We start from the raw sequence: 14022 nt of genomic DNA on the forward strand, positions 1-14022 counted from the left end.
ATCAAGTGGGGCCTGGACTACATGAACGAGCGCTACGGCAGCCCCGTCGGCGCCTGGAACTTCTGGCAGGCCAACCACTGGTACTAGGCCGCCACGGCGGGCGACAGCCCCCCAGCCGCACACGAAAGACGCCCGACCGGGACACCCCGGCCGGGCGTCTTTCGCGTACCCGGAAGCGCGTCGCCGGTCAGGGGCGGTCCAGGCCCCAGGTCTGGAGGGAGTAGGGCCGGCCCTTCTCCTCGCCCTCGATCAGGGGCACGTCGAGGAGCCGGAAACCGGTGCGGGTGGCCACGCTCACGCTGGCGGCGTTCTCCGCCTCCAGCTCCAGGATCACCCGGTCCACGCCCAGCCGTTCGAAGGCGTACGCGGCCATCAGCCGCACCGCGCCGGCGGCCAGCCCCTTGCCGCGGTGGGCGGGGCCGAGCGCGTAGCCGAGTTCGGTGCCCTCGGGAGCGCGCTTCAGCATCATCTCGCCGAGCGGGGCCCCGCCGTCGACGGTGATCGCGAGGAGGATGGCGCTGCCCTCCGCGCGCAGTCGCCGGGCCCGGTCGAGGCGGGTGTGCGCGGCCTCGGCGTCGAAGGGGGAGACGATCGGCGTCCAGTACGCGATGTCGGGGTGGTCGAAGAGTTCGGGCATCGCGGCCACGTCCGACTCCGTCCAGTCGCGCAGGACCACGCCCTCCCCGGTCAGCTCGATGCGGTCGGGGAAGGGGAGTACGGCGCTGCTCATGGTGGGGCCTCCGTGGCCGGTAGGGGAGGAGGCAGGATATGCGGGTCCCGGGCCCCGGGGCACGGCAATATCACCGGGCCCGGTCGTCCCGCGCGGGCCGCCGGGCGCACCGGCGTCCGGGACTCCGGCGGGGGTCCTCGGTCGCTCCGCGGGACGTCCCCTACGCTCGGGCACGGAAGACGGCACGCGGTGCCGTACGCGACCTGGAGCGGGAGGCGACGGTGGCCGGACACGGCGTGCGGTGGGTCGCGGGCGTCATGATCGCGGCCTGCGCGGTGCTCGTCGGCCCCAGCGCACCGGACGGCGGTCTCGTGGCCCTGCCCCTGCCGGTCGACGCCGTCGAGGAGGTCGTGCCGAACCGGGTCATGACGTGGAACATCTGCAACCCCTGCGGCGGAGGCGGGCACGACCTCGGCCGGGCCATGGAGATCGCCACGTACGCGCCCCAGGTGGTCGCGCTCCAGGAGGCGTGCGTACGGGACGTCGAGCGGATCCGGGACCACCTGGAGGGCCTCTACGGGCTGGTCTACCACGTCGAGTACGGGATGGTGCTGCGCAAGCGCAACCGGTGCGGGGGCCTGCCGTGGAGCCCGGGGGAGTACGGCCAGGCGATCCTCTCCGCGGCGCCGATGAGCGACCGCGTGAACGTGGAGTACCCCGACGGCGGGTCCGAGGACCGCGGGTACATGGCGGTGACCACCACCGTCGCCGGCCGCCCGGTCCGCGTCTTCAACACCCACCTCGCCGAGCGCAGGCAGGGGGAGGTCCGGGCCGGGCAGGTCGGCGTCCTGGCCGCCGAGGTCGCCCGCCACGAGCGGGCGATCGTCCTCGGCGACTTCAACGCCCGGCCGGACGCCCCCGAGCTCGCGCCCCTGTGGCCCCTCGTCACGGCTGCCGCCCCCGGCTGCCGTCCCGCGCCCACCGAGGCCTGCGAGCCGACCACCGACTGGCGCCTGCGGTTCGACTACGTCTTCCTGCGCGGCATCGCCCCGAGCGGGGACCGGGTGCGCCCGAGCCCGTACTCGGACCACCACATGGTCTACGCCGACCTGGCCGGACGGTCGGGTGAGTAGGACGGTCGGGTGAGGGGGAGGACGCCCGGTAACCGAGTACCGGGCGTCGGCGCCCGAGCTCCACGACGCGGGCGCGTCGGGCGGGCGGATCAGCCGGCGGCGAGGAGGGTGAGCGTGTCGATCACGCGGTTCGAGAAGCCCCACTCGTTGTCGTACCAGGCGACGACCTTGATGTGCCGGCCCTCGACGCGGGTCAGCTCCGAGTCGAAGATCGACGACGCGGGGTTGCCCGTGATGTCCGAGGACACGAGCGGGTCGTCGGAGTACTCCAGTACGCCGGCCAGCGGTCCGGCGGCGGCGGCGCGGTAGGCCTCCAGGACCTCCTCGCGGGTCACGTCGCGCGCGACGGTGGTGTTGAGCTCGACGATCGAGCCCACCGGGACCGGCACGCGGATCGAGTCGCCCGACAGCTTGCCGTCCAGACCCGGCAGGACCAGGCCGATCGCCTTGGCGGCGCCCGTCGAGGTCGGCACGATGTTGACGCCGGCGGCGCGGGCGCGCCGGGGGTCGCGGTGCGGGCCGTCCTGCAGGTTCTGCTCCTGCGTGTAGGCGTGCACGGTGGTCATGAACCCGTGCTCGATCCCGGCGAGGTCGTCGAGTACGGCGGCCAGCGGGGCGAGCGCGTTGGTCGTGCACGAGGCGTTCGAGACGATCGTGTGCAGGGCCGGGTCGTAGGCGTCGGTGTTGACCCCGTAGGCCAGCGTGACGTCGGCGCCGTCGGACGGCGCGCTGACGAGCACCTTGCGGGCGCCTGCCTTGAGGTGACCGCGGGCGGCCTCGGCGGAGGTGAACCGACCGGTCGCCTCCAGCACGATGTCGACGCCGAGCTCGGCCCACGGCAGCTGCTCCGGCTCGCGCTCCGCGAGGACCGTGATGCGCCGGCCGTCGACGACGAGGACGTTGCCCTCGACCGTCACCGGGCGACCGAGTCGACCGGCGGTGGTGTCGTAGGCGAGCAGCCGCGCCAGGGTGGCGGGCTCGGTGAGGTCGTTGACGGCGACGACCTGGAGGTCGCTGTCGCGCTCCAGCAGCGCGCGCAGCACGTTGCGTCCGATGCGGCCGAATCCGTTGATGGCGATGCGAGTCATGAGCGATGTCCCTTTCGTTCGCCATCAGGTTCGCGCCCGCGGACGGCCCGTGACAGCGGCGAGATCGCCATGGTTCGTAAGGATCTCGCCATGACGGCCGGGACGCTCTACTCGCCCCGCGTGAAGGTCCGCCGGTACTCGGTCGGGGTGGTCCCCAGGATGCGGTGGAAGTGCAGCCTGAGGTTGGCGCCGGTGCCCAGGCCCACGTCGGCGGCGATCTGCTCGACGCTGCGCTCCGAGCGTTCCAGCAGCTCGCGGGCCAGGTCGATCCGCGCCCGCATGACCCACTGCATCGGCGTGTACCCGGTGTCGTCGACGAAGCGACGCGAGAACGTGCGCGGCGAGACCCCCGCGTGCCCGGCGAGCGCGTCGAGGGTGAGGGGCTCCCCGAGCCGGTGCAGCGCCCACTCGCGGGTGGCGGCGAACCGTTCGCCGAGCGGATCGGGCACGCTGCGCGGCACGTACTGCGCCTGCCCGCCGCTGCGGTAGGGGGCGGCGACCAGGCGCCGCGCCGCGTGGTTCGAGGCCGCGACGCCGAGGTCGCCGCGCAGGATGTGCAGGCACAGGTCGATGCCGGAGGCGGCGCCGGCCGAGGTCAGGAGGCTCCCCTCGTCGACGAACAGGACGTTCTCGTCGAGCCGGACGAGCGGGTGCTTCGCCGCCAGCGCCCGCGCGTAGTGCCAGTGTGTCGTGGCGCGCCTGCCATCGAGCAGTCCGGTGGCGGCGAGCGCGAACGCGCCGGTGGAGATGGCGGCGAGCCGTGCGCCGCGCGCGTGCGCGGCGACCAGTGCGTCGAGGACGGCCGGCGGCGGATCGTCGCGGTCCGGAAGACGGTAGCCGGGGACGAAGACGATGTCGGCCCACGCGAGGGCCTCCAGGCCGTGGGTGACGTGGTACGAGAGCCCGTCCCCGCCGGTGACGAGTCCGGGCGCCGCGCCGCACACCCGGACCTCGTAGGGCATGCTCGCGCGGGTCGTGAACACCTGGGCGGGGATGCCGACGTCGAGGGGCTTGGCGCCCTCCAGGACGAGGACGGCGACACGGTGGAGGCGGGAGGGGGGCGGCACGCCGACAAGGGTATGCGGCCGTCGGCGGGCAGTTCCCGGCCGCCCGGGCCGGCCGCCCCGGCCGCGCCCCCACCGGGTCGGAGCGGGTGTGCCTCCTGCCCGGGGCGCCGGTCCCTCGGCCACGGTCGCCGCGCCGTGTGACGTACGGTCAGGGCGGCCGATCCGGCGGGCTCTTGGGGTGGGATGCGCCGACTATCCTCCCGGTATGAAGATCATTCCGGTTCTTGCCGTCGGGGCGGCGTTCGGAGCCGTCACCTCGCTCGTCAACGCCCTTTCCTCCCCGTTCTCCTCGCTCGGAGCGCCCCTCGTGGGCACCGTCCCGGGAGGCGCGGCCAAGGTGCTCAGCCTGTTGTTGGACGCGGGCTGGACGTGGGCCGCGCTCGCGGTGGCGGTGGGCGTGACGGCCCGGACGTGGGGCAGGGGTGCCGCGGCGGGCGCACTGGGGTTGATGGCGGCCACGGCGGCGTACTACGTGACGGACTCCTTCGCGCGCGGCGAACCGCTCGCCGGGTACGGACCGGACCTGATCCTGTGGTGGGTGGCCAGTGTCCTGTTCGGCTCGGTCCTCGGCGTGGTCGGCGCCGCCGTCAGGCGCCCCGGGGTGATCGGCCTGCTCGCGGCCCTGACGGTGCCGGTCGGTGCCGCCGCGCAGATGCTCCTGATGCCGCCCCGCCCGCACATGACCCTGACCCCGGGCATCATCGCAGCCGAGGCGCTCGTCTGGACGGCGGCCGCGGCCGGCGCGGTGTGGGCCGTCCACCGCTTCCGGTCCGAACGGCGTGCGCCCCGTCATCCCGTCGGCCACTGACGGGGGACGCCGACTTCGGGGAATCGCCGGGCATACCGGCCGGTAAGGGGGCAGCGCCGTCGCGGATTTGATAGTTCTGGCCTAAGCCGGTGCAACCGTCCTGCCGGTGGGAAAGGGTGAGGGCCGTGTCCGTCTCTGAGGTCGACCGTCCGAGAATCGTCGTTTGCGCGTACTGCAAGGCCACGGAACGCAGCGGCGTCGCGCGGACGTTGTCCGCCGCCGGAGGTGCGCTGTCGGTGACCTGGCACACCCGCACCTGCCCCCACCTGGCCGCCGACCTCATCCTCGCCGCCGACCGCTGACGGTCGGGGCCGATCGCGGACGGCGGCCGATCGACGGCCGGTGGCCGGTGGCCGGTGGCCGGTGGCCGGTGGTGGGTGGCCGGTGGTCGCACCCCCGGTGATCCCGGGCGCCGGGCGGCCGGCAGCATGGCGCGATGCGCAGACGACACCACGCCACCGCCGTGCTCCTCGCCGCCGCCCTCCTCGGCCTGACCGCGTGTGACGGCGACCCCGCCGCGGCCCCCGCCCCGGCCACCCCCTCCGCCTCGCCCACCCCCGACGCCGGACGTCCGGCGGTACCCGCGCCCTCCGCGCCCCCGGACGCTCTCGCCGCGGGCGATCTGGAGCGGGTCGTGCGTGAGTACTCGGGGCACTACTTCGCGGGCGAGGGCGCGTCCGCGTACGTCTTCCTGTCGGCGCGCTGCCGTGTCGCGGCGGGCGACGCCGCCGCCTTCGCGGACACGATCGGGCGCGCCGCGCGGGAGTACGGGCCGCAGGAGATCGCGACCCTCACGGTCGACCGGATCGCGGGCGACACGGCCCGGGTCACGTACACGTACGCCGTGCCCGGGCTGGACCGCAAGGAGCAGCCCTGGACGCGCGAGGGCGGCGCCTGGAAGTACGACGCCTGCTGACCCCGGCGCCGGGCCGGCCGTACCGGGCCCGTCATGCCCCGCCGGTCTCCTTCACCACCCACCCGAGGTACTCCTCGGTCGTCTCCGTGACCGGCAGCACGACCCACTGCGGGATCGGGGAGGTGTGGTCCGCGTGCGCCCACGCCCGCAGTTCCTCCAGGCGTGCCTCGGTCGTCTGGAGGGAGACCCGGTAGCCGCGCTCGTGCCGCAGCTTGCCCCCCTCCCAGTGGAAGAGGGTCATCCGCGCCTCCACCTGCGCGCCGGCCGCCAGCCTGGACTCGACCGCCCCGCGGGCGAGTTGGTACGCCTTGTCCTCGTCGGTCAGAATCGTCTGCGCGATCATGACGGTGTCCGCCATCTCCGGCCTCCTCGATCGGTTGTGCCGCGACCCTACCGACCGGCCCCGGAACCCCGTACGGCCGGTCCCCCGGCGGCCGTTGGCCACCGGGGGACGGAGGGTTCGCGCGCGCACCGCGAGCGGCCCGGTGCGGACGCCCTCGGGCGCGCGCACCGGGCCGGCCGCGTCAGCTCGGACTCCGCCCGCGGTCCCGCCCCGCCGACTGCGGCGGGATCCTGCGCAGCCGCCGGGCGGTGCGCCGACGCGGCCCCGCCCTGCGCACCTTCTCCGCGAAGGCCCGGTCCGCCCGGCGTTCGGGCTCGGTGGGGGCGACCGCCGGGGCGAGCGCGATCGCGGCGATGGCCACGACCACCACGACGAAGATGATTCCGATACTCATGGACACGATTCCCGCCTTTCGCCTTGACTCCAAACATCCTGTGACTACTCAACGTCTCCGCTGTGGGATCGAATAAACACGCTGAGTGATGTTTGAGCCGGCGTGGGCCTGTTGACGAGGCGGGACGCGGGCGTCAATGGTCTTGACGCGCCCCGTGCTCCAACGGCTCGACGCTCGCCGGGCGCGCGTCGAGGTCCAGGGGAAACGCGGCCGCGCGCTCTCCGGGCCCGGTCGCCGTGACGGGGACGGAGAGGCTGCGACACATGCGGTGGACGCGGCCCAACGCGCCCAGGGTCATGGGCGAGGGGTCGGCCGTCGGCAACTCGATCACCACCCGGCGGGGGCGGTGGGCCTGCACGAGGGCCTCGATCTCCAGGGCGGCCGCCGCCCGGTTGGAGACGTTCAGCTCCCGCGGGATCCTCGCGTACAGGGTGTCCTGGGCGATGTGGTGCTGGATGATCATCCTCGCCTCCCCGCGCGGTTCCGTACGGCACCGACGGCAAAGGGTGCCGGATTCCAGTGTGGGCCATGTGTCCTGAGGGAGGCGAGGGCACGCCGCCGGGGAGCCCCGGCCGCGGCCGAGGGAACCCCTTCGGCGTGTGATGGTCGGTTCATCACCTTTCCTCCCTTAATGTCTGCTGGAACGTCCCGACCCTGACGCGCCGATCCTCTGGGGAGTCCGCTGTGCGACGGTTGACCCTTGCCCTGGCCCTGGCATCGTCCCTCGCCCTGGGTTCCTGGTCGGCCCCGTACGCCCTGTCGGCGGACGGGGCGACCCCGCGCTCCGCGTCCGGCCGCGGCACGAACATCCTCGTCGTCGGCATCGACAGCCGCACCGGACTCTCCGCCGCCGAGAAACGCCGCCTCAACGTCGGCGGCAAGGGCTGCGACTGCACGGACGTCATGATGCTCGTCCACCTCTCCGCCGACCTCCGCCGCGCCAGCGTCGTCTCCATCCCCCGCGACTCCTACGTCGCCTACGCCGTCGAGACGCAACCCGCCCCCAAGGGCAAGATCAACGGCGCCTACGCCCTCGGCCGGGGCCCCCTGACGGTCGCCACCGTGGAGAAGGTCACCGGCCTGCGCGTCGACCACTACCTGGAGACCGGCTTCACCGGCTTCGAGCAGGCGGTCAACGGACTCGGCGGCGCCGTCGTGTGCACCGACAAGGCCCTCAAGGACGAGAACTCCGGACTCGACCTCGCCGCCGGCCGCCACCACGTCGACGGCCGCGGCGCCCTGCGTTACGTCCGGGCCCGACACGTCGAACGCCCCGGCGACCTCGGACGGGTCCGCCGCCAGCAGCGCGCCGTCTCCGACCTGCTGACCAGGCTCCGGAGCGACCGCGTCCTCACCGACCCGATCAGCACCTACGATGCGGCCCGCACCCTGCTCAAGAGCGTCCGGACCGACGCGCGCACCAGCGTGTGGGACCTGGTGCGCCTCGGCACGGCCCTCGGGCGGCTGAGCCCCTCCCGGACCGAGTTCGTCACCGTACCGATCAGCGAGTTCGACCGCCGCGTCCCCGGGGTCGGATCCACCCTGATCTGGCACGACGAGCGCGCCCGGGCCCTGTGGACCGCGCTCGCCGAGGACCGGCCGGTCAAGGGCGACACCCTCGTCCAGCCCCGACCGGCGAACCTCGTGCCCAACAACCCGGCCTCGGTGAAGGTCCGGGTCGACGCCGCCCGGGTGGCCGAGGCCCTGCGCGCCGCCGGGTTCGCGGCCTCGGACGAATCCGCCGCCGCGCCCGCGATCCGCCGGCCGGGGCCGCCCGTCATCCGCCACGCACCGGGCCAGGAGGACGACGCGAGCACCCTCGCCACCGCGCTGCCGGGAGCGCTGCGAGAGGCGGTCCCCGGTCACGGCGCGGCGCTCGACGTGCTGGTCGGCACCGATCCCGTCACGGTGCGGCCCGTCACCTACGACCGCAATATCGTCGACGGAGCCGCGGTCACCGGTGACTCCCTAGGCTGCCTCGGCGCCGACCGCGTCGGGGTGGACCGGGCCGGGGCGTACCGGGCCGGGGCCGACCGGGCCGGGGACGCGGGCGTCGGGTGAGCGGCGTGGGGCACCGTCACGACATGAGCCCGCTCCGGTAGGAGATCGCGACGGCCTGCGCGCGGTCACGGGCCCCCACCTTCGCCAGGATCCGCTTCACGTGGGTCTTCACCGTGGACTCGGCGAGGGACAGCAGCGCGGCGATCTCCGCGTTGGACAACCCCCGCGCCACCTCCCGGAGCACCTCGCGTTCCCGCGCGGTGAGCCGCTCCAGCCGGTCGTCGACCGGCCGGGCGTCGGCCGGCGGGAGCGGGCCCGGCGCGGGATGGGCGGCGAGTCGCGCGAGGACGTCACGGGTGACCGCCGGGTCCAGCAGGGCCTCGCCCGCCGCGACCGTCCGCACGGCGTCCACCAGCCTCTCCGGGGTGGCGCGCTTGAGGAGGAACCCGCTCGCTCCCGCCCGGACCGCGTTCCACACGTACGCGTCGTGGTGGAAGGTCGTCAGGACCAGGACCCGCGTGCGCAGCCCCTCGGCGACCACCCGGCGGGTCGCCTCCACCCCGTCGACGCCCGGCATGCGGATGTCCATCAGGACCACGTCGGGCGCCAGTTCGCGGCACAGGCGCACCGCCTCCAGCCCGTCCGCGGCCTGACCGACCACCTCCAGGCCCTCCTCGGTGCCGAGGACCAGGGCCAGGCCGGCCCGCAGCAGCGCGTCGTCGTCGGCCAGGACGATCGTGACCCGCGGCGGGGTGCGGCGGCCCGTCATCGCACCGGAAGGCGCACGCGCAGGCGGAAGCCGCCGTCCTCGCCGCGCCCGTGGTCGAGGGTGCCCCCGAGGACCGCGACCCGTTCCCCGATGCCCAGCAGACCGCGGCCGGGCGCGTAGTCCGGCGCGGCCCCCCGCCCGTCGTCGCTGACGTCGATGTCGAGCAGGTCCCCGGTGCGCAGCACGCGCACCTCGGCGGACCGGGCACCGGCGTGCTTGAGGGTGTTGGTGAGGGCCTCCTGCACGATCCGGTACGCCGACACGTCGATGCCGCCGGGCAGTTCGTCGTGGCCCGCGTCGATCCGCGTGCCCACCCTGAGGCCCGCCCGCTCCAACCGGTCCGTGAGCCGCGGCAGGTCGCCGAGCCCGGGCCGACCCGGGACGGCGTCGCCCGGTCCGGCCGCTGCGGTGCGGCGCAACAGGCCGAGGACGCGGTCGAGTTCCTCCAGGGCGTCGCGGCCGGTGTCCTCCAGTTGCCCCAGCACCTCGCGGGCCCGGTCGGGGTCACGGTCCAACAGCCGCCGGCCCGCCCCCGCCTGGACGAGCATCAGGTTGACCGTGTGACCGATGAGGTCGTGCAACTCCCGCGCCATGCGCGCGCGTTCCCCCGCGACCACCTCCCGCCGCAGGCGCAGCCGGGCGGCATCACGCTCCTGGAGCCGTCGGGCGGTGCCGTAGCCGATCGCCCAGCCCAGCAGCCAGAGGAACAACACGCCCGCGGGCATCACGGGGCGGACGGGGTGCCCCGCCGGGCCGGTGAACCAGGCGACCATGCCGAGGTAGGCGAGGAACGGCCCGAACCAGGCCCGGGTGCGGGTCCCGTACAACCCCAGCGAATACAGACCGAGCAGGTTCGCGTACGGGGACACGGCGCCGGCCGCGCCCCACAGGGCCTCCACCGACAGGGCCGCGGTGCCCACCGCGTACCCCGCCAGGGGCGCCGTCCTGCGGAAGGCCAGAGAACCGGCCACCACGACGGCCGGCAGGAACGCGGCGGCCACCCCGACGCCCGCGCGCCCCGGGGCCTGGGACCGTTCGGCGACCGTCGCGAGGAGGAAGCCGAGCGCGATCACCGTGTCGACGGCCACGGCACGGCCGACCGACCCGCGAGGGAACCGGAATCGGAACGGGAACGGCAGCGGGTCCGGGGCGGACGGCCGAAGCCGCGGCAGCCGGCCGAGGATCGGGTACGGGGCGAGGCGGTGCATCGCGGTCGGGTACCTCCGGCCGAGGGCGGGCGCACGGGCCGGCGCAGACGCTTTCGCCGGTCCCCGAACGCTAGGGCCTGTCGTCGAACTCCCGTCTGCCCCGCGACGCCCGGCACGCGCTCTCGCCGCACCGGACGGAAGACCGAGTACGTCCAGTGCAAGGACTTCCGCCCGGCACGCCGAGAGCGCGCACCGGACGCCGCGGGGCCGCCCTCCGGGCGACGACGGGAGTTCGACGACAGACCCTAGCCGGGACCGACGCGGGCGCACATCGTCCCACGGGGGTACGTCGACCCCCGACCGGGGACGCGCGGACCCCGACGTACCCCCGGGGGAGGAGACGGGACACCCCCGGCGGGGGCCGCGACGGGTGCGGCGTCCTTCCTAGCGTGACGGGCATGAACCGGACTTCCGACACGGGCGCGGGCCCGCCTCCTCGCCGCCCCGGGGACACCCCCGAAACCCCCCTCGCCACCACCCGGCGGCCCGAGCGAGCGCGCCTGCCGGGCCGCGCCGCCTGGTGGACGATCACCCTGCTCGCCGCCGCCACCGCCCTTCTGGCGGCGCGCTACCTCACGCTGGACCCCGAGGTGTTCCTGGAGGAACAGCGGGCCGCCTACCTGGCCCGCCTCACTCCCCTCTTGCTGCACATCGGGGGCGGCACGGCCGCGCTGCTCCTCGGCCCCTGGCAGTTCGTGGCACGGCTGCGGACCCGCCGGCCCGCGGCGCACCGGATCGTCGGCCGCGCCTACCTCGTCTGCGTGGCGGCCACGGCCGCCGGCGGACTGCTGCTCGTGCCCGGCGCGCTGGTGCCCCCCATCGCCCCGATCGGCTTCGCCCTCCTCGACGTCCTGCTCGTCCTCACGACGGCCGCCGCCCTCCACACCGCACGCCGGCGCCGTTTCGACCGGCACCGGGTGTGGATGGTCCGCTCCTACGCGCTGATCCTGTCCGCCGTGACGCTGCGCCTGTGGCTGGTGTCGTGCGCGGCCCTCGGAGTGCCGTTCGACCTCGCGTACGCCTCCGCCGCCTGGACCTGCTGGCTGATCAACCTGCTCCTCGCGGAACTCGCCCTCGCCCACGGCTTCTTCGGCACGGCGGTCGGGGCCGAGGCCGGATCGGTGATCGGGCCGGCGGCGGTCAGGGTGTCCGCCGACCGTCCCGGAGCCCGGCCGTGAGGGCGTCGTCGAAGGAACCGTGCACCTCGGCCCCGTCGGCCGGGAGGACGCCGCGCAGCACGGCGCGGGACCGCGCGGCGCGCACCACGGCGCCCATCCCCCTGCCCTGCGCGCGGCAGAGCCGCGCGACCCGCGACACGGTGCTCAGGGTGGCGGGGGTGGGCGCCCCGGGCACGTCCACGATCACGTGGCGCGGAGCGTAGGCGCCGAGCAGGGAGTCGATGGCCCGCGTGGTCCCGGCGCGTTCCCGGATCGACAGGGTGCCCGGCAGGCGCACCAGGAGGACGCCGTCCCCGAGCGGGGTGTGGGACGGCACCGCGTGCGCGCGCTCCGCCCGCCCCGGTACCGCCGCCCCGGGCACGGGTTCCCGTACCTCGACCGGGCCGGGGAAGGGCGCGGCGCCGGAGTGGCGGCGGGGCGTGATCTCGCGTGCGGTCGTCATGTCGGGCGGGCCTCCGGGTCTGCGGGGCGGGATCGGCACGGGTCCGCCGCGAGGCGGAACGGCGTTCCGGGGCGGGCGCCCCGATCGGGTGCCGCCTGCCCCCGTCCGCCGCGATCATGCGCGGCGACCTCCCGCACCGGCCCGACGCACCACCGCCGGGCCGCGCCCGTCACGGGGCTCCGCGCCGACCCCGGACGTCCGGCGTGCGCGGCCCCGGGGGAGGATGGCGACACGCCCGGGAACGGGGACGGAGCGGGACGGCACGGAGAAGGGGCACGGCGCACGTGAGCGAGGACCGGCCGCGGGACCACGACGGCATCGACACCGCCGCCGAAGAGGCGGACCGCGACGGCGCCGAGGAGCGGGCCGAGGAGAGCGCCGAGGAGCGGGCCGCGGCCTGGGCGGCCTTCACCGCCGATCCGCCCCCGGGCGACCACGACGTCCACCGGAGCTGGGTCGAAGGACTCTCCGCCAACCCGGCCACCCCCGCGAGCGCCCGTACGCACCTGCTGCGCCGCAGCACCACGCTGCTGCGGCTGCTCCCGGCGGACGAGGCCGTGGAGGCGGCCCTCGACCATCCCGACGGCGGGCCGAGGCTGCGCAGGGAGCTGGTCGAGGCGCGCCGGGACCTGACCCCCGCGCACTGGGCCCGCCTGATCCGCGCCGCCGGCACCGAACGCGAGCGGTGGCTCCTCGCCACCCTCGCCGCGAGCGCCCGCGTCACCCTGGACGCGCCCACCTGCGCCCTGCTCGCCGCCGACCCGTCCACCCGCGTACGCGCCGAGGCCGCCGCACTGCCCGGCCTGCCCGCCGAGCAGGCCGCCGCCCTGACCGCCGACACCGACACTGGTGTCCGCGCCGCCGCCTGCCGGGGTGCCTGGCCCGTCCTGACGCGGGAGCGCCGCCGGGCCCTGCGCGCCGATCCGGCACCGGCGGTCCGCGTCGCCGCCCTGCTGCGCCACCACGAGGAGCAGCCCCTGTCGCGCGCGGACTTCGACGCCCTGACCCGTACCGGCGACGGATCCGCCGACACGACCGAACGGGCCGTGGCCGGCTGCCTCCTGGGCCCGGACCTCGTCGAGCACCTCCTCACCGGCGGGGACGCACGCCTGCGCACCACCCTGGCCGGCAACCCCCGCCTCGCCCCCGAGGCCGTCCGCCGCCTCGCGCACGACGCCGACGCGGAGGTCCGCCACGCCCTCGCCCTGCGGGGCGACCTCACCGAGGAGCAACGGGCCGCGATCCGCGTCGACATCGACCCCCGCACGACCTCCTCCACCCTGGAGTGGGTGGAGGAGCTGCACGGGGACCCCGAGGCCATGCGGCGGCTCGCGGCCTCCTCGCACCCGCTCGTGCGCCGCAGCGTGGCCCGGGCCCGCAGGCTGCCGCCCGACGTGGCCGGCCGGCTGGCGTGGGACACCGATCCGGTCGTCCAGGTCTTCCTCGCCGAGTCCTGCGAGGACGCCCCCGCCGAGATGCTGCTGCGCGTGTGGACCTGGTGGACCGGCAGCCTGTCCGCCCCGGGCCGCCCCCGCACGCACCCGGCCTTCCCCCGCGACGGCCTGGTGCGCTACGCCGACGACCCGCACGGGCGGATGCGGTGCCTGGCCCTCGACGACCCGGAGTCCGGACCGGAGCTCGTGGCCCGCTTCGCCCGTGACCGCGACCCGGAGGTCCGTCGCCGGGCGGCCCGGGACCCGAGGCTGACGGGCGCCGACGCCACCCGCCTCGCCGAGGACCCGGACGGCGGTGTCCGATCGGCGGCCCTGCGCCATCCGGGGCTCCCGGCGCGCGTGCTGGCGCGGCGGCTGCTCGACCCGGACTCGGCGCGCGACGCCGCCGCCAACCCGGGCATCCCGCCCGCCGTCCTGCACGCCATGGCGTCCGCCCGTACGTAGGTCGCGTGCTCCCGGGCCGCCTCCCGGGAGGCGGCCCGGCGCCCGCTCGCCGCGGCGGAAGGGCGGGAGGAGGATGGAAGGGCGGCGGTCCCCACCCGGCCCGCCCG

16 protein-coding genes and 1 pseudogene are annotated in these 14022 nt (G+C 75.6%); 8 read left to right on the forward strand and 9 right to left on the reverse strand.

Going from position 1 to position 14022, the window contains the following annotated elements:
* A pseudogene (locus AB0D01_RS37845) lies at positions 1-87 on the forward strand (lytic transglycosylase domain-containing protein); the annotation flags it as partial.
* Positions 88-187: 100 nt separating this feature from the next.
* On the opposite strand, the gene AB0D01_RS37850 reads toward AB0D01_RS37845, so the two are convergent.
* A complete protein-coding gene (locus AB0D01_RS37850; RefSeq protein ID WP_363063610.1) occupies positions 188-730 on the reverse strand; it encodes a GNAT family N-acetyltransferase in 543 nt (180 codons plus the stop codon).
* A 257-nt stretch (positions 731-987) separates the two neighbouring features.
* Here AB0D01_RS37850 and AB0D01_RS37855 point away from each other — a divergent pair, with 257 nt between their 5' ends.
* The gene (locus AB0D01_RS37855; RefSeq protein ID WP_363063666.1) at positions 988-1803 is read left to right on the forward strand and encodes an endonuclease/exonuclease/phosphatase family protein; all 816 of its coding nucleotides are present in this window, start codon (positions 988-990) and stop codon (positions 1801-1803) included.
* Positions 1804-1892: 89 nt separating this feature from the next.
* Here AB0D01_RS37855 and gap read toward each other — a convergent pair whose 3' ends face one another.
* Together gap and AB0D01_RS37865 are read right to left on the reverse strand one after the other, a co-directional pair.
* Positions 1893-2891, reverse strand: a complete 999-nt coding sequence (gap, locus tag AB0D01_RS37860; RefSeq protein WP_363063612.1) for a type I glyceraldehyde-3-phosphate dehydrogenase — start codon at positions 2889-2891, stop codon at positions 1893-1895.
* A 107-nt stretch (positions 2892-2998) separates the two neighbouring features.
* Entirely contained in the window at positions 2999-3958 is a 960-nt protein-coding gene (locus AB0D01_RS37865; RefSeq protein WP_363063614.1) for a helix-turn-helix domain-containing protein, read from the reverse strand.
* A 205-nt stretch (positions 3959-4163) separates the two neighbouring features.
* On the opposite strand from AB0D01_RS37865, the gene AB0D01_RS37870 reads away from it, so the two are divergent.
* The 3 genes from AB0D01_RS37870 (at position 4164) to AB0D01_RS37880 (ending at position 5682) form a co-directional block, all read left to right on the forward strand.
* Complete coding sequence (locus AB0D01_RS37870) at positions 4164-4766, forward strand: hypothetical protein (RefSeq protein WP_363063616.1); 603 nt, start codon at positions 4164-4166, stop codon at positions 4764-4766.
* A 125-nt stretch (positions 4767-4891) separates the two neighbouring features.
* Positions 4892-5068 (forward strand): hypothetical protein, encoded by a 177-nt coding sequence (locus tag AB0D01_RS37875; protein ID WP_363063618.1) that lies wholly within the window; start codon positions 4892-4894, stop codon positions 5066-5068.
* Between the two features lie 134 nt (positions 5069-5202).
* On the forward strand, positions 5203-5682 hold the full coding sequence (locus AB0D01_RS37880; RefSeq protein ID WP_363063620.1) for a hypothetical protein: 480 nt from the start codon (positions 5203-5205) through the stop codon (positions 5680-5682).
* 31 nt (positions 5683-5713) lie between these two features.
* Here AB0D01_RS37880 and cutA read toward each other — a convergent pair whose 3' ends face one another.
* From cutA to AB0D01_RS37895, 3 genes are all read right to left on the reverse strand, one after another.
* Entirely contained in the window at positions 5714-6040 is a 327-nt protein-coding gene (gene cutA, locus AB0D01_RS37885; protein WP_363063622.1) for a divalent cation tolerance protein CutA, read from the reverse strand.
* Positions 6041-6206: 166 nt separating this feature from the next.
* Entirely contained in the window at positions 6207-6419 is a 213-nt protein-coding gene (locus AB0D01_RS37890) for a hypothetical protein (RefSeq protein ID WP_363063624.1), read from the reverse strand.
* A 133-nt stretch (positions 6420-6552) separates the two neighbouring features.
* The gene (locus tag AB0D01_RS37895) at positions 6553-6882 is read right to left on the reverse strand and encodes a hypothetical protein (RefSeq protein WP_363063626.1); all 330 of its coding nucleotides are present in this window, start codon (positions 6880-6882) and stop codon (positions 6553-6555) included.
* A 221-nt stretch (positions 6883-7103) separates the two neighbouring features.
* On the opposite strand from AB0D01_RS37895, the gene AB0D01_RS37900 reads away from it, so the two are divergent.
* Positions 7104-8480, forward strand: a complete 1377-nt coding sequence (locus AB0D01_RS37900; protein ID WP_363063627.1) for an LCP family protein — start codon at positions 7104-7106, stop codon at positions 8478-8480.
* A 16-nt stretch (positions 8481-8496) separates the two neighbouring features.
* Here the strand turns inward: AB0D01_RS37900 and AB0D01_RS37905 are convergent, their stop codons facing one another.
* Complete coding sequence (locus AB0D01_RS37905; RefSeq protein WP_363063628.1) at positions 8497-9189, reverse strand: response regulator transcription factor; 693 nt, start codon at positions 9187-9189, stop codon at positions 8497-8499.
* Complete coding sequence (locus AB0D01_RS37910) at positions 9186-10277, reverse strand: sensor histidine kinase (protein WP_363063630.1); 1092 nt, start codon at positions 10275-10277, stop codon at positions 9186-9188. The genes AB0D01_RS37905 and AB0D01_RS37910 overlap by 4 nt, the downstream gene beginning before the upstream one ends.
* Positions 10278-10795: 518 nt before the next feature.
* On the opposite strand from AB0D01_RS37910, the gene AB0D01_RS37915 reads away from it, so the two are divergent.
* Positions 10796-11575: a DUF2306 domain-containing protein gene (locus AB0D01_RS37915; RefSeq protein ID WP_363063632.1), complete on the forward strand. Its 780-nt coding sequence runs from the start codon at positions 10796-10798 to the stop codon at positions 11573-11575.
* On the opposite strand, the gene AB0D01_RS37920 is transcribed toward AB0D01_RS37915, so the two are convergent.
* Positions 11538-12017 carry a hypothetical protein gene (locus AB0D01_RS37920; protein WP_363063634.1) on the reverse strand — a complete coding sequence of 160 codons (480 nt, stop codon included), beginning with the start codon at positions 12015-12017 and terminating at the stop codon, positions 11538-11540. The genes AB0D01_RS37915 and AB0D01_RS37920 overlap by 38 nt on opposite strands.
* A gap of 284 nt (positions 12018-12301) precedes the next feature.
* On the opposite strand from AB0D01_RS37920, the gene AB0D01_RS37925 reads away from it, so the two are divergent.
* On the forward strand, positions 12302-13915 hold the full coding sequence (locus AB0D01_RS37925; RefSeq protein ID WP_363063636.1) for a PE-PGRS family protein: 1614 nt from the start codon (positions 12302-12304) through the stop codon (positions 13913-13915).
* The last annotated feature ends 107 nt before the right edge of the window (positions 13916-14022 follow it).

Source organism: Streptomyces sp. NPDC048606 (assembly GCF_040650855.1).
Lineage (GTDB): Bacteria > Actinomycetota > Actinomycetes > Streptomycetales > Streptomycetaceae > Streptomyces.

What these genes read in the sequence shown, in the direction of transcription:
- AB0D01_RS37850 (WP_363063610.1), bottom strand. Translation starts at nt 730, where the DNA reads ATGAGCAGCGCCGTACTCCCCTTCCCCGACCGCATCGAGCTGACCGGG.
- AB0D01_RS37855 (WP_363063666.1), top strand. Translation starts at nt 988, where the DNA reads ATGATCGCGGCCTGCGCGGTGCTCGTCGGCCCCAGCGCACCGGACGGC.
- gap (WP_363063612.1), bottom strand. Translation starts at nt 2,891, where the DNA reads ATGACTCGCATCGCCATCAACGGATTCGGCCGCATCGGACGCAACGTG.
- AB0D01_RS37870 (WP_363063616.1), top strand. Translation starts at nt 4,164, where the DNA reads ATGAAGATCATTCCGGTTCTTGCCGTCGGGGCGGCGTTCGGAGCCGTC.
- AB0D01_RS37880 (WP_363063620.1), top strand. Translation starts at nt 5,203, where the DNA reads ATGCGCAGACGACACCACGCCACCGCCGTGCTCCTCGCCGCCGCCCTC.
- cutA (WP_363063622.1), bottom strand. Translation starts at nt 6,040, where the DNA reads ATGGCGGACACCGTCATGATCGCGCAGACGATTCTGACCGACGAGGAC.
- AB0D01_RS37890 (WP_363063624.1), bottom strand. Translation starts at nt 6,419, where the DNA reads ATGAGTATCGGAATCATCTTCGTCGTGGTGGTCGTGGCCATCGCCGCG.
- AB0D01_RS37895 (WP_363063626.1), bottom strand. Translation starts at nt 6,882, where the DNA reads ATGATCATCCAGCACCACATCGCCCAGGACACCCTGTACGCGAGGATC.
- AB0D01_RS37905 (WP_363063628.1), bottom strand. Translation starts at nt 9,189, where the DNA reads ATGACGGGCCGCCGCACCCCGCCGCGGGTCACGATCGTCCTGGCCGAC.
- AB0D01_RS37915 (WP_363063632.1), top strand. Translation starts at nt 10,796, where the DNA reads ATGAACCGGACTTCCGACACGGGCGCGGGCCCGCCTCCTCGCCGCCCC.
- AB0D01_RS37920 (WP_363063634.1), bottom strand. Translation starts at nt 12,017, where the DNA reads ATGACGACCGCACGCGAGATCACGCCCCGCCGCCACTCCGGCGCCGCG.